Genomic DNA, 15,802 nt, shown 5'->3' with positions numbered 1-15,802 from the left:
AAATGTGAGAAAAAAGAGGACTCATTTTTGATTTATTTGTTATCATCACCAAAGGGATTATTAATTTATCATCTTTTGTGTAAATGAATTGGTTATTAAAAGGGCTCTAATAGTCAATTTCCATATTATTGATTAAAAAGAACAATAAGAAATAAATAAGTTAGGCGTTAATCTAATAGATTAACGCCTATTATAAATTCACTTAAACTTTTGACTAGCATTTTTATAATTTTAATTTTAAATAAAAATCTCTTTGTATTGTTTTAAATTATCTAGAATTATTTTTCAATTCAAGAAGTTAAGATGAAAACTCCCTACTCCAAGGGCAATTCATAATTATTTTAACCTGTTAAATGTGTTCACTTATAATCCACATAAAGGAGATATTCACTTTAAAAATCAATCTAAAAAATACATAGAGAGCAGGTCAATGTCGCAAACACTATGGGATGGGATAGCCAAAGTCAATTTGAGATTAAAGAAAAACTTATTTAATGGGTTAAAACAACCTTTAAATATGAACACTTAACAGAAATTATTCAACATCACTTTAGTACAGATGAAATAAATTGTAGAAAATACTACTTTCTATAAAATAGGTATGTATATCAAGTATAATCTGTCCATTTTTGTAAGAAGATGATAAATTAAGATTAAGAAGATTTTTTAGAGTAAGTAAAAAAGCCTATATGAATATACATTAAATTCATTAAAACAATCTACGTTACCTCATTAGATTATGATAACAAGAAACGAGTGATAAGATGCTTAAAAAGAGCGATTTCGTGTCCGTTAATTTAGAAGATGATATTAAAATTAATACTGAGTATTTTAATCAGTTCAAAAACCTCTCAGTGTATTCTATTGGGAAAATTATAGGCGTCAACCCTTTTTTAATGGGGCCTCATTTAGGAACAGCTACATTAGTAAAAGAGATGTACGCTTACACAGGTTTAAAGGATTTAGCAACAAAATTTAGTAAAAATAATATTTCTATAAAAACTATACGCTTACAAGAAAATGGAATTCCTAAAGAATCAATGTCTTTTGAACGAATTGATTTCCTAAAAGTAGTAGAAGAAAAATGGGAAAATAGCTTTATCAAAAGCAAATTTAGAAATACAACTTTTCTATTTATAGTTTTCCAACTACAAAACGGTGTTCTTTACTATAGAGATATGAAGCTTTGGAAAATGCCTGATATAATTCTTGAGTCACAAGTTAAAAGCTTTTGGACTCATTTACGTAATAGACTTCTAGAGGGTGTAACATTAACACCTATTCAACAAAAAGGTAAGAGTATTGTTGAAAACAATCTACCCTCTCCATCAGATAATGAAGTCATGCACGTACGTCCTAAAGCTTCTGATGGCAATGACAAAGATCTTTTGCCAGATGAACAATTAATTACCAAGCAGTCTTATTGGTTTAATGCCAGTTTTGTTGGTGAAATTGTATCTGATTTACAACCTTTAAAAGTAAAAGATTCTCTTGAAAATTCTGTACCACAATTGTCTTCCAGAGAATTAGAATTAATAAAATTAGCTATTCAAGACCCGGTTTATACCTTAGAAGAGTTCTATGAACTTGTTAAAGGTCTTTTACCACAATTTAATTTATTTCAAATTAATGATATATTTTTAAAAGGGATAGGGTTAAAAATACATTCCCCTTATGTATTTAGTGAGAAATTCAAAAAAATAAAAAATTTTTTTGATGAAACTATACTTAGTGAACCCTATTTTAAGTTATCTAATAAAGAAATCTATCAAACAGACTATTTCAAAAGGTACCTTAAAAATTTAGAGAAGGCCTTGACTATCGTAAAAGTAGATGACTCTTCTTATATTACACAAGGTAAAATGGAATCAGCAGGACTTAAAAAACAAAATTTAGAGTCTTATCAATCAGCCGTCCTTAATACTACTAAAAATAAAGGATATTTTACTTATAACTCTTTAAGAAAAGATGGTTTCTCCCATGAGATTCAGGAATTTGGTTTTGATTCTATTTTTTATGAGTCTCTTATTATTCAAATACCACATCTAAAATCGATAAGACTATTTGGAACAATCTTTTTCAAGAAATCGAACCGAAAATTAAAAAGTGAGCAATTCTTCACATATATCCTGGAGCAAGAAAAACAGTCTTCGTTAAAACTAAGTCAATTACGTGATGTTATAGAAGTGCTTTCTTTAGAATCAGTATCCTATGATACTTTAGAAACAGTTTTATTGAAATATGATAAGAAACCTTATTACTCAAGAGATTTGGAACGGATTTTCATTGATAAAAATCACTATTTAGATTATCTTCATAAATAAAATTAAAAAACAATGCCTAGTAAGACTTTTTTAATTTACTAAGCATTGTTTATTTTTTGCAAATTATATTAATACCTACATGACATTTCTTAAATTAAGAGGTCTCTAGATAAGAGCCATTGCTATGTTATTTTTAGTTATTAAATAAAGATAAAATCTCTTCTAAATCTACTTCTGGTTCAGGTTCAAGAATGCCTCTTTCAATAGCATCTAACATTCTTTTCTCTTTTTCTTTTAATCTGTAGTAAATTCGCTCATCAATTGTATTTCGCTCTCCTTCATTACCTTGCAACATAAAATAATAATATTGGGTATAATCAGTGTCTTTTAGGCCTAATCGATGTATACGATCCCGAGATTGAAGCATATGTGTAAGGTTGAACGAATACTCTAAGTAAATTGCATCGTGACAAGTATGATGTAAGGAAACAGATTCTGCTAAAGTATGAGGGTTTGTTACTAGTACATCAATTTCTTTATTTAAGAATGCTTTAATCATTTTATCACGTTCATCTTGAGGAGTACCTCCATATATAATCCCTGCTTTAATCCCTTTAAGACGTAGGTCCTGATATAATTTATTAATGGTATCTACAAACATACACCAGATGATGGATTGCTTACCTTGAACATACAAATCCTCCGCCATATCTAGGGCAGCATAATATTTTGATGTTTTAGGAACTTGTCTGATGAGCTCAATTTCTTCTTCAGTAAATACTATAGCATCTTGATTCATATCTTTTAAGGGATTGTTTTCTTCTCCATACATTTCAATATAATCTAAGGATTTTAATAATAAATCCGGATTAGTAGAAGCCTGAATAAGACGAATATATAAATGAAAAGCACTTCTTCCATATTTACGATAAAGTAAATTAATGATTTCTTGCTCTTGATTGGATGCAAGCACATGGACGAGATCATCTTCATTAGCTGATGGCACTCCTAGTTCTTTTTTATTAGTTCTCCAAAAGAAAGGGTATAGTTTATCATTAATTTTTTCTACCATAATAGGACTAGGTTCTTTTAAATCATTCTTATTAAAGTTGAAAAATATTTTATATTCATCGCCATACAAAATATTTAATAAATTATAAACATCTTGATAGGTATTTGGTATAGGGGTACCCGTTAACACGTATTTATAGCCAGCTCTAGCAGAGATACGTTTGGCAGCTTGCGCTCTTACACTCGTTAGTCCTTTGATTTTATGTACTTCATCAAATACCAACATTGTACGAGAATCTATAATATCTGATAATACTGACTCATATTTAGGTAGTGATTCGTAGTTTACTAAAACCAAATTACGATCTCCACTTTCAAGACGAAACTCAAATTCATTTAATTTATTTAGCTGCACATCTAAAAATTTTAGTGTTTTTTTGTCGGCAAAATTTGACTTAAATTCATCTTTCCAAGATAAGAATGAGTTTTTAGGGCCAATCATAACAATCTTATCAATTTTATCAACTTCTGGTGAATTTAGGAATGCAAACACTCCATAAATCATTGATGTTTTCCCTGCTCCTGGTACAGAAAAATTTGCTGCATTTTTCATTTCATACATATAAAATGCACTCCACATTTGTTTAGGGCGCAAAGTTCTATCTAATTCATTTTTAACAATGTTTTCGAATTTTTTGAAGCGTTCAGCGATAATTGGATCTAGCTCATTTTCATAATATTTAATAGTTTTCCCATAATCCGCGCGTTCCTTTATAAAATAGGCAACTGTTGATAAGTATTCTTTTAAAGACTGGCTAACAATAAAATTAAACTTTTTTCTTTTAGAGTATTTTTCTAATATTTTAATTACTTCGTTCATTTCGATATAGGTTAAGTCAGGCGAGAAATCTGGATAGCTTCCGTCATAATAAGGCAATAATTTTTGGGAAATTGCCATATCTTTAGATGAAATTTTATAAGATTTTAAGTTATCATATAAAACGATTTTATCGTTCTCATAAGCTAAAATTAACGCATCATCGGTTAAAGTTTCTGTATTCAAAATTACTCGCCCCTTGTCAAACTGTATAATCTTTTTTCGTACTACTTCATTAATCTCTTTTACATACACTATAGGGCCACTGTCTGTAGAACTCCATAGTTTTTCAAACTCACTTTCTGCCCTATGTAATTTATGAATATCGAAATCTGAACATAACCAAGATGCCGTAATATCAAATGCCTCATAATTCGCTTTAATTGCAGCTTCTGTTTCATTATTAGAGCCCGTAAAATAAATTACATTGCCATTACCGTCTTTACACAAGCCGAATTTAGAATGAAAAATACCTGTTGTAGTAAAGCCAATTTTTACATCTACGTGGCCGTTTGCTATTAAATGCGCCAAATTACAATAGTTCATTTCTTCTTCAATTGTCAGTTTATCCTCTAAACTAATTGTGATTTTATTTTTTAGTTCTTCACGTAATGCATAACCTTTCTTGATAGACTCAAAATCATCTTCACTAATTTCTGTCGAAACAATAAGCCGCATTTTCCCTCCATTATTAATTAAGCCCGAAAGCCCTTTGGCATAGGCTGCCAGAGCTTTCGAGCTGAAATATGCGCTTACACGATCATATACTTTCGCTACAGATAAAACTGGATTGTAAAATTCTTCTACTATATCTGAAGTATTTGTATAATATGAAGGATGCAAAGTAAGTTGATCAAACATTTAGAGCCTCTCTAAATTCATTTAATTTTTTCTGTACTTCCTCAAATACTGTTAAAAACTCCTGCTCTGTAGAAGAATCCATTCGTTTTACCTGTTCGACTTCAATACGTTTTAAATCATCAAATGCTTTATTTATTAAATCAACGGGCTTAGTTTTAGCCATTACTAAGCGAGAATCCTCTATATGCTTATCAATAACTTTTTGAGCTTCCTTACGCACATCTGCTAATTCTTGACCAACTTCTTTTACTGAAGAGCTATCAACTTCATCCAAATCTTGGAAATTCTCATAGACTTCCTCTACAATATCATCAAATTCATCTAAAAACTCTTCCCGATTGCTTGCATTGATGATGAATTTTCCCATATCACGAATATCTCGAGTCACATCACCTTTGTTATCTGATTCATTCAACTTACGCTTAGAAAAGATTGCTGTAAATAATGCATTTCTTACTCGAAGATATCCAGCTTGCTCACCTTTGTCTTTATGGCTCGCGGATAAGATAGTACGGACGTCTATCCCTTTAAATTGACTCTCTAAAATACGTACCATTTCTTGTAACGGCCCATCAAGAGCCAAATCACGTGCGATATAGTACTTTCCTTCGGCGTTTATATAATCTAAAAATTGAACCATTAACTCTGCTTTCTTCATCATTAAAGCTACTTCAGCCGGCTTTTTATTCGTATTTCGCACATATTCAACCTCAGTGAATAGTTTGTTTTCAATTAAGTCTCGATATACATCAACTAAATTATCAATTGGATCATAATCTACAGGCTTCTCCTCAGCATGTTGTAAATTCAATTCTAAAAGTTTAATATCACGCTGGTCTATTCCTTCTTCTTGATTCAGAATAACTGCTTCAAAGTATAAATCTTTTCCTTTATCACGTTTTAATTTACGTAAGGCTGTAAAACGTCTATTCCCATCTATAATTCGCCCATCGTTTAACACAACCCCTGCTACTCTCTGATCAAACTTATCAATATTATTCATAGTGTCATCTAAAGCTTTAGGATTTGCCTTGTAAATGAATTTCTCTAAAACGTTATTATATTCATTCAAATCTGATTTATTAAGCGTGTTCCCATTTGAAATATATTCACTGATATGAGTTGCAATACGTCCATTTTGATTGTTGTAGTGACATAAATCCAATGGAATTCTAGCTACCTTATATGGTTTTGTTTCACCTTTAATTGTCAATTTACGTGTTGAATCCGTCATCGTAATTTTAGATCCTATTAATTCATTTAATTTAATCGTCATTTTAATATATCTCCCCATACACACTCTATTTATCAATGTATCACTTATTTATTTCTCCTGGGTGATGTTTATTTTCCCTCAACTAATCACTTTGTCCAAAATAATTATAGGATACACTTTTATCTAGTTAAACTATACTTTTAGAGTTTCATATTTACTTAGATATCAACTACAAATAATAGTCTATAACTAGTTCTATTTTATCATAAAATGAGCAAACAACCGTATCTGTTACTTAACAAAGTTATGCTCAATTACATAAATACTCTTCTTTCTCTTGAATGTTGCATTAATAATGTTTGGCTTTTTTATTATAGATGATAATTATTATTAGCGAATATCCTAATAATTTCGAAAATTAATTCTTGTTCATTATTCAATTGAAACCATTTATAATGAGAATACGTGTTAATAGGAAAGGATGTTCGTATTTATGATAGATGTAGTAGAATTATTCGCAGGCGTTGGGGGGTTCAGAGTTGGATTGGAGCGTCAAGGCGGTTTTAATATAGTATGGGGCAATCAGTGGGAACCCTCAAAAAAAGTACAGCATGCGTTTGAAGTCTATAGTAAAAGATTTGAAGATAAAGGAATTCACAGCAATGAGGATATCGCTACAGTAGATGAGGAAAAAGATATACCTAAACATGATTTACTAGTAGGAGGATTCCCTTGTCAAGATTACTCTGTTGCACGTTCGTTAAGTGGAGAATCAGGAATACAAGGAAAGAAGGGTGTACTATTTTGGGAAATCATGAGGATAGTAAATCATCATAAACCCAAGTTTGTATTGCTAGAAAACGTTGATCGATTATTAAAATCACCTTCTAAGTTGCGTGGAAGAGACTTTGCTGTTATGCTAGCAAGCTTTAGAGATGCAGGTTATTTTGTGGAATGGAGAGTTATCAACGCTGCTGATTACGGATTTGCACAAAGAAGACGAAGAATTTTTATTTTTGCATACAGAAACAATACTAACTATGCGAAAACGCAGTTGAATTATTCTTTGCAAGAAAGTATTCAGGAAAATGGATTTTTCAGCAGTGAATTTCCGATAACTGGAACTTCTTTAAAGCATTCCGTAACAAATACTGTGTTACCTAAAGATATTGTAGAAGTATCAGATACTTTCACAGCAACCTTTAGGAATGCAGGTATAATGAGAAATGGTAAATTTCACACTGAAGAAGTTGTCCCTCAATCAGTCTCACCAATTACGCTAAGAGACGTTTTAATCAAAGCTAGAGATTATCAAGTAGTAGATGAAAAATATTACGTTGATGGTGATGAAATAGGAAAGAATGGGAAAACAACATTGGAACATTTTACTTACCTTAAAGGACCTAAACGTATTGAAAGAACTTCAAGTTCCGGTCATGTTTATACTTATTCTGAGGGCGGAATGAAATTTCCCGATGATTTAGATATCTCTGGAAGAACTATGCTTACCAGTGAAGCCACAAAGAACCGTAGTACCCATGTAGTTAAAGATTTGGACACTAAGCGTTTGCGTGTTTTAACACCTGTTGAATGTGAATTATTAAATGACTTTCCTCCAGATTGGACGGAGGGATTAACAGATAGAGTCAGGTATTTTTGCATGGGGAATGCCTTAGTAGTCGGTTTAGTAGAGAAAATGGGTAATAAAATTAACCAGATATATGCTATGGAAGCTCAAGAGATTCCAAAGTAGTTATAGTTAAAGGCAAAGCTTCAAACTTAATATTAGCTGCTTTGTCTTTTGTTTTTACTATGTTGGAGTTAGGGTATACTGTATATAGAGATTGAATAGATGGCAAAGAACTAGATAAATCATATGTTAATAAGTAAACTGCTGAGAGCTCAAGAAGTCGAATGGAGCAGTATGAGTGCTTAGTTTTCACTGTTATAGATAACTATATCAATTTTAAATGGATGCCTTGAGAATTAGGCCATTTTAATAGCTGTCGATGTATTACCTTTTTTACAAACAGATATTAAATACATATTATGAAGGTACTGAGTATGCTGGATGACATTCCTAGTTCATTTGTTTAGGATTAGAAAGGTAAGTTCTTGACTCTTGAAGAATGGTTAAATATTTTGTCTTATTTTTTTAATGTATAGGGGAGAAAAGATATGAATGAAAATAAAATTAAACATCTAGAATTTATTCAAGCCGTTATAACAAGAATGGCTCAAAATTCCTTTTTTTTAAAAGGGTGGTCCGTCACTATTTTAGTTGGTATTTTTGCTTTTGCAAACGTCTCTGAAATGGATTCACGGTACTTAATAGTGGCCTATATTCCAGTAGTTTTTTTCTGGTTTTTAGATGGTTTTTTTCTATGGCAAGAAAAGTTATATAGAAAACTCTACGATAGGGTTAGAGGCAGAGAAGAAGAAGCAATTGATTATAATATGAATGCTTATGTCTGTAAAGATGAGGTTAAATCATGGCTTAAGGTTACGTTTTCTACAACACTAAGTTTATTTTACATTCCCCTCCTAGTAGTTATCTTATTAGCTATGTTAATTTTCCCTAGTTAAGTTCAAAATTTTTCTTTTAGGGCCTTTGCTTAAGTGCTCAATTTAATTATTTGTTTTATTTTAAAGAAAAAACATGTTCCTTAAATGGTTCGTGTTTTTTTGTATTTGATTTGGCATAAGCCTTAGGAGAGGAACTGCCGGTCAACTCAAAGTTTATTTACTTGTAGACCTATGTAAAAGTACTTGTTTTTCTCCCTGATATTAGTACCCTAAAATTATATATAAGTAATGAATTTAAATTTTATAAAAGATTCAAAAATATAAAATATTGTATAAATATCCGTATTTTACATGTTAATATTATTATTGAAGGTTAATATAGGGGGAGAATTATGTTTACAGGATTTAATTTAGAAACGTCTACAATGTTTGTAGGTTACAAGAATATTGGTGAAAACATCTTTAAAAAAAACAAACAAGATATTAGAAGAGGATTTGAAGAATTTATATCAGAAGATGGAAGTATAAACGGTACAAGAATGCAAAATAATTGGTTTCCAGAAGTAGAAGCTGATATCTTTTTGTCCCATTCCCATGCAGATAGAGATAAGGCTATAGGATTGGCAGGTTTCCTCCATCAAGAATTTGGATTAAACGTATTTATTGACTCGTGTGTTTGGGGATTTGCTAATAATCTTTTAAAACAGATTGATGATGAATATTGTCAAAACGATAATAAAACAGCTTACATATACGAGAAGAGGAATTATTCTACTAGTCATGTTCATGCAATGCTTACTACAGCTTTAATAAATATGATTGATAAGACTGAATGTATGGTATTTTTAAATACTCCTAAGTCTCTAATTACTACAGAAGTAATAAATCAAACTATGTCCCCCTGGATATATACAGAGCTAGCTTTGAGCCAAACACTCAGAAGAATTCCACCAGAGCGACATCATAAAATCCTAAAGAAAGGGAAATTTGAAGAAGGTCAAGAATATAAAAGTTTAACTATTACATATGATGTTCGAATGGATCATCTTAAAAAAATAAGTCAAACTGATCTTGAGAAATGGTTACAAATCGTGCAATTATCATTTAAAAACCGCCCTCAAAGAGTTACTCTACATCCTCTGGATATTTTATATGATATTTGTGGAGTTTTATATAATGAGGTTTTTAAAATAAGGAACAGATAATTAAACTAGAATTAAAGATAAGGTCTCTGGAGTTGTCCTTTTAATAGTGATTTTCGAAAATGTAGGAGGGGTTTTTAATGACGCAAGCTGAATTTAAAGTTGCATTGGAAGGACTTAAAAAAAAATTAAAAGAGATTACAGAGAATAACTTTTTTAATAAACTTCAATACTATGAAGAAATACCCTTTACACAAGGTCAATATTGGGGGTATGAATTAAGCATTATAGACAAATATGATTCTTGTATACATATCAATTGTGGATTTTTTACAGCTTCAGGACAGTTTAGAAATAAAAGCTTAAATATCAACGATTTCTTTTTTTATAACGAGGAAATTGGAGATGAATTTTATAGGGTTGAAGAGTTAGGTTTACTTAACGAACTTATTGCAGAATTAAACAAGTTTGATTATTTTGAACAAAATGAAGAGTCGGTTTCACTTAACGTACATTCTTATATTGTAGGTGGAGACCAATGGTTACAGCAAGTTTGTCAAGAGTATATATTAATTCTATGCCTTGATGACAATAATAGTAATAATCTTCATTTAGGGATCCAGCAAAATGAACGTATTAAGATTAAGGTCTCTGAAAACGGAAGAAATACATATTTTAAAATACCATTTGATAAGAGTACTTTTTTTGAGAATCATGAGAAAATGGAAAGAACCAACATGAAAGCTTGGGAATATGATGTTGTTTTATCATTTGCGGGAGAAGATAGAAAGTATGTTTATGAAATAGCTGATACTTTAAAAAGCAGTGGTATCAAAGTTTTTTATGATAAATATGAGGTTGTTTCTTTGTGGGGAAAGGATTTATATTCACATTTAGATGATATTTATAGAAATAAATCAATGTATTGTGTAATGTTTCTGTCGAAAAATTACAAAAAAAAAGTTTGGACAAATCATGAAAGAGAAAGTGCCCAAGCCAGAGCCTTTGAAGAAAAAGCAGAGTATATATTACCCATTCGTTTAGATGAAACTGAAATTCCAGGGATTAAATCTACAACAGGATATATTAGTGCAAACGAATATACCCCTAGGAAAATAAGTGAATTTATAGAAGGTAAGGTCAAAGAATACATTATAGTTTAATGATGATTTAGTATGTCAACACTAAACTAGACAGTTCTTTAAGGTACCTCATTCTATATTCAATTGGATTCATATAATAAGTTGTCCTATGGGTCCGTACATGATTAAACCATATGATAAAAGAAGTTATTGAAACAAACAACATTAGTAAGTTTCTTACTGCGGCCCTAAGTAAAAAGAATAGTCTTAGACTTAATCTTATTACCTTTTCAAAAGGTAAGGGTCCGGGGGATATAAGCCGTTTCTTCAAGATACAAGAGAAACTTGTTTCATTTTGAATAAGGATTTTATTTATAAGAATTTTAATAAGGCTTTAACCTTAAGATAAATAGTAAAATCCATATTATCTGTATTAAAATAGTACGCTATTAATACTTCTTAGTAAGTCACTAACGTTTTAATCTAATTTATTATCTAATCAAAATATCTAAAAATCAAAGATGTTTATCTCTTTGATTTTTTTATTTCTTAAAAACTTTTTCCCTATGCCAATTCATGTAAGGAATGTGCCTAGGATTAAGTCTTATTTTTACGGTTTTATTAAGGTGAAGTAAATCCTTATGTTCGTTGTTTAAAAGGTCGGAGAGTATTATATCCCCTTTATTATTAAAAGATATATACCTAGCATCAAAAATTGCATTATGGGAAGGGCACAATAAGAACCCATTAAAGAAATTCTACTCGCTCAATATCATTTGAATCCTTCCACGGTTTAATATGGCTTGCTACTAATAATTTTTGAATATTCATTCCGCACACTTTACAAGTTATTGCTTCCTTCAAAAGACACTCACGAAATTTCGCTTGAGTGGTTCTAACTTTTTGAAGATATTGCTTTTCACTTTCGAATACTACTTCTATAGTATCATCAATAGTTACTACATTTTCAGGTTTTATTGCCTTAGCGCCATCAGGACCCTTTTTTATAAAACTCACCCATTCTTTAGGGGCATATTTTAGTGTATCTCCATTAATATCTTTTAACTGGGCTAACCAATCTCTACTTATACCCTCAGGTTCAATGTCTATTACTGTAAGCTGAGCTTTATAATTCTGAAACTGATTTTGAGATTCACCATGTGTTTCAAGCTTCAACGATTGATTAATTGTTTTCCCCTCTGCACCAGGTACAGCAACTCCTAAAAATTCTACATTTAATCCAATACCTGTAGATTCAAAAACAAACATAGTGGGAATTGTTTTTCTAGTTTCAAGGGTTCCATAGGCCTTTTCAAAAATATTTTTTAGCCATGCGTTTCCTTTTTGTTTAGTATTTAAATAATTGTTTTCTGGCTCCCTATTGTCTCCATAATATATAAACGTATCCGTCGATTTGTCATATGTGTTTGGCCATTCTTTCATTTTTTTGATGAAAAAATAACACTATATGCTATTTCATTAGTAACTTTACCATTTTTTTCTGGATTTTCTAAATCCACCTCTATTGCCTACACTTTTAATAAATCCTTTTACTTTGAACAATTTTGTTAAAGGATCCTCTGCGGCAGTATTCTTTTTTCTCCCCCCCTCATAAATTGAATTTATGAGAAGAGGGGCAGAATGTAATTCCTCATATTCAAATCTCATGTTGTCCTCCGTAATTAACAGTTAACTTATTCCTGCTTATACTATTTCAAACAAATGGCCAGTTATATTATAAATTAAACAATATTCCTATGAAAACTTCACTTGCTTGATACTACTTTATTAAGACAATAAAATGTTAAAAAACCTGCATAAAGATAATGCAGGCCTTTTAACATTTTATTGTTATGAGTTATCTTCCTTAGTTATTACGACCATTTTTTATTGGTTATTTTCTACAAACCACTCCTCTTTAATAGTAAATTACTTCATCGACTCAAATAACTATTAAAATAATCCTTTGATGCATAAAATTCTTCTCCAATCAGCCTTTCAACCATTTCTCTCAAGCAAATCACTTTGACTTTTTTCATTTTGTCTTTGTGGAACAAGTAACGCTTGTCATTAGAGAGCTTATATTTTCCATCTACAGCTTTGAACTCATCAAGGTTGTTTTCATGAAAATCCCAGCATATTAAGTGTGAAACTAGGGTTAATGAATGTCCCAAATCCTCTTTAGCGCCTAGCTTATACTTTAGCTCAACAAAAGAAAATGCTCCTTTATTATTATTAAGGTATTCATCCCAATCAAGTTCCCATTGATTTTCAAAGCGAGCCTTTAGGTTTAAATTATTATATAGTTCAGCGTCTCTTATCTTTACTACACAATCAATTCCTTTATCCTCACTGTAATCTAATAGTATAAATTCAAATTCGTTGGGAAAGTGATGTAGTATATTATACAATACACCATAAGTTTGAACTTCATTTAAGGGTTCGAGTATAAAGCCTTTAAATGCATTCAAATAATCGAAGTCTTCATTTCCTATTAACCTACGATTAGTATTAGCAGCAACACGTACACGATTTTTTAATAAATTTGCAGGTTCTATTAATTGTTCATCTCTCAATGAAATGGCATTTTTTATTCTCATTATAATTTCTGTAGCATTTTGGAATAGTTTTTTTGCTTCATTGAGAGCATCCTGAACTATATTAGTTTCAACTTCATTCAATTTTAAAAGGTCATCATATTCATTTGTTAATCCAGTAAGATATTGATTAAATTTTTCTGAGCTTTCCATAAATTCTCTTGCTTCCAATATTAAATCTGAATCTATACCTCTTTCACGAGCTTCAGCGCGAACGATATCTAATTGATAAATATATTTTTCAAGCTCGTGAGCTTTTACTATTAATTTGGATAATAATGTTAAAGAATTTTGTTTAATCGAATCCTTTTCGCGAGTTTTTAAGTAATTAGGTATATTTTTTCCTTTTGTCTCTAGATTTATTTTTTTTATCATCAGTGAAGCTAAAGAGCTTTTAATATCATATTTATTCTTGTTTATTTGAATTCCAAAAAACATATCAAATATAGGTGAGAAAGATATTTCTGCTCTAAAGTAGTTGTAAGAGTTATGGTTTTTGCAAATATCCAATATTTTCGCAGCTCTACCTATATATCGATGGTTTCTTTTAATATAAAAACCTGAATCCATAATTGAGGGTAATAGGCAGTGTGACATTTCTTCAGCTATCTTACTTTTAAAACTACGATCTAGAAAATCAGAGCATAATTCATACATACTTACGTTTATTGATTCATTTAATAGCTCTTCATTACTATTAAATAATTTACCATAATTATTTAATATTTTCTGTTTTACTATAGCATCTTCTTGCTCTAGTAACTCTCTTAGAGTTATATTAAATTTATGAAATAAATCTGAACTGATACCTCTCTCTTTGTATTCCTTCTCACATAAAAACGGATCGATACCTCTTACTTCAGTACCGTTAATAAAAATTTTATTTCCTCTTTGAATATAGTGTTTGTAAGTTACTCCGAATTGTTTTATTAGATTTTTAACAAGTTCCTCTAAATTCTTTTCTTCTACCTCAGACTTCCGTACACCTTTGACTTGAACAACAGTTCTGACAAAAAAATCGAAATCATCTAAATCTAGTTGCTGATTGTCTACTTCAATATTAGGTTTTGCTTCTTTCTTATAAGTATATACTTCATCTGTAATATCGCTAGCCTCTAAACAATTAAGACTCCAATCCCTATCTGTCTCTCTAGAATAAAAATATAGCTTTGTTCCTACATTTAGATGTGAAGACAAGCCGTAGTGGTATAATCCATTTAAAGTATTAAGTGCGTTTAAATCAGTAAATCTATCATTTTTATTTTGTCCAAATTCAAATACATTGTCCACACATACTCCTGGACCATTATCCAAAATTGAATAAGAGTACCTTTTAGATTTATTCACATTTCCATCTTCTGTATATTCTTCATATTCTTCTTCACTCACATATATTTCTATAATTGTAGGAGCACCTAAGTTTGAAGGTGAAATTGAAGCATCGAATGAATCATCAGTTGACTCCATTATTGCCTCTGAAAATTTAAACCCTATATTACGTTTACCACTATCCAACTCAAATTTTTCCCTATTATGAACACCAACATTAGCTTTTATCAAATAATCTCCTCTTCCTTATAAAATTGTCTAAATCAAAATCAAATTCTTTATTAAATGAATAATTTCCCATTTTTAATTTTAAGATAAATCGTTTTACTAAAGGAAGTCGATACATTGAACTCATGAGGCTCTTATAACTCTGCTGCTTTCAGCTCCCATCTTTCCAAGTTTAAATATATAATAATTAGTGATATATCTTTAAGAAAGGTTTACATTATATTATATTGTGGTCTACTTATTTCTCAGACATTTGTATAACTTTCGTAGAATCACCTCTTCTCCTGTATATAACTGAGGTGGTTTCATTTGAGAATTATTTATAATGAAGATAATGAATCTACCACCTTTATGCATTCATTATCTTTATTATAATTCTACATTATTAGGTATAAATTCCTCCTTAAATCATCAAATTTGTAGATATAAAATACTATATATGGTTTTAGTGAAATTACTTGATCAAGATAAAAGAGCAAAAGTTTTCAATAATTTCTTAAATTATTCACCTATTCCAAGCAGTTGATGAATGAATTGATTTTGGGCAGACTGCTCTCGTTGAGTGATCTTTCCTTTTTTAATCATGTGCATAGCTTCTAAATCTGAAAAAATTCGTTTTTTATAAAACGATAATCCTGTTCCACAACATTGTTGAGAAGGATTTTTCCG

Annotated in this window: 10 protein-coding genes and 1 pseudogene; 5 read left to right on the top strand and 6 right to left on the bottom strand. The window is 30.4% G+C overall.

Features of this window, described 5'->3' with window-relative positions; all coding sequences use genetic code 11:
• Positions 1-785 precede the first annotated feature (785 nt).
• Complete coding sequence (locus tag CEQ83_RS26440) at positions 786-2,324, top strand: MutH/Sau3AI family endonuclease (protein ID WP_194273217.1); 1,539 nt, start codon at positions 786-788, stop codon at positions 2,322-2,324.
• 133 nt (positions 2,325-2,457) lie between these two features.
• Here CEQ83_RS26440 and CEQ83_RS26435 read toward each other — a convergent pair whose 3' ends face one another.
• Positions 2,458-5,013, bottom strand: coding sequence for an SNF2-related protein (locus tag CEQ83_RS26435; RefSeq protein WP_155017640.1), 2,556 nt, complete (start codon positions 5,011-5,013; stop codon positions 2,458-2,460).
• The gene (locus CEQ83_RS26430) at positions 5,006-6,289 is read right to left on the bottom strand and encodes a hypothetical protein (RefSeq protein ID WP_155017639.1); all 1,284 of its coding nucleotides are present in this window, start codon (positions 6,287-6,289) and stop codon (positions 5,006-5,008) included. The genes CEQ83_RS26435 and CEQ83_RS26430 overlap by 8 nt, the downstream gene beginning before the upstream one ends.
• 433 nt (positions 6,290-6,722) lie before the next feature.
• Between CEQ83_RS26430 and dcm the strand changes: the two genes are divergently transcribed.
• The 4 genes from dcm to CEQ83_RS27515 all read left to right on the top strand — a co-directional run bounded on the left by dcm (position 6,723) and on the right by CEQ83_RS27515 (position 11,060).
• Positions 6,723-7,982: a DNA (cytosine-5-)-methyltransferase gene (dcm, locus tag CEQ83_RS26425; protein ID WP_155017638.1), complete on the top strand. Its 1,260-nt coding sequence runs from the start codon at positions 6,723-6,725 to the stop codon at positions 7,980-7,982.
• A gap of 425 nt (positions 7,983-8,407) precedes the next feature.
• Positions 8,408-8,815 (top strand): hypothetical protein, encoded by a 408-nt coding sequence (locus CEQ83_RS26420; RefSeq protein WP_155017637.1) that lies wholly within the window; start codon positions 8,408-8,410, stop codon positions 8,813-8,815.
• 332 nt (positions 8,816-9,147) lie between these two features.
• A complete protein-coding gene (locus CEQ83_RS26415; RefSeq protein ID WP_155017636.1) occupies positions 9,148-9,960 on the top strand; it encodes a toll/interleukin-1 receptor domain-containing protein in 813 nt (270 codons plus the stop codon).
• Between the two features lie 77 nt (positions 9,961-10,037).
• The gene (locus CEQ83_RS27515) at positions 10,038-11,060 is read left to right on the top strand and encodes a toll/interleukin-1 receptor domain-containing protein (protein ID WP_228123069.1); all 1,023 of its coding nucleotides are present in this window, start codon (positions 10,038-10,040) and stop codon (positions 11,058-11,060) included.
• Positions 11,061-11,726: 666 nt separating this feature from the next.
• Here CEQ83_RS27515 and CEQ83_RS26405 read toward each other — a convergent pair.
• The 4 genes and pseudogenes from CEQ83_RS26405 to CEQ83_RS27840 form a co-directional block, all read right to left on the bottom strand.
• Positions 11,727-12,422, bottom strand: a complete 696-nt coding sequence (locus tag CEQ83_RS26405) for a hypothetical protein (RefSeq protein WP_155017635.1) — start codon at positions 12,420-12,422, stop codon at positions 11,727-11,729.
• Positions 12,423-12,467: 45 nt separating this feature from the next.
• Positions 12,468-12,647 (bottom strand): hypothetical protein, encoded by a 180-nt coding sequence (locus tag CEQ83_RS26400; RefSeq protein ID WP_155017634.1) that lies wholly within the window; start codon positions 12,645-12,647, stop codon positions 12,468-12,470.
• Between the two features lie 266 nt (positions 12,648-12,913).
• Entirely contained in the window at positions 12,914-15,136 is a 2,223-nt protein-coding gene (locus CEQ83_RS26395) for a hypothetical protein (RefSeq protein WP_155017633.1), read from the bottom strand.
• A gap of 498 nt (positions 15,137-15,634) precedes the next feature.
• Positions 15,635-15,798: pseudogene (locus tag CEQ83_RS27840) on the bottom strand (IS6 family transposase); the annotation flags it as partial.
• Between the last annotated feature and the right edge of the window lie 4 nt (positions 15,799-15,802).

It is taken from the genome of Priestia megaterium, from assembly GCF_009497655.1.
Taxonomy (GTDB): domain Bacteria; phylum Bacillota; class Bacilli; order Bacillales; family Bacillaceae_H; genus Priestia; species Priestia zanthoxyli.
Note: the sequence above shows the minus strand (reverse complement) of the source record. Positions and strands in the feature narration are given on the sequence as shown.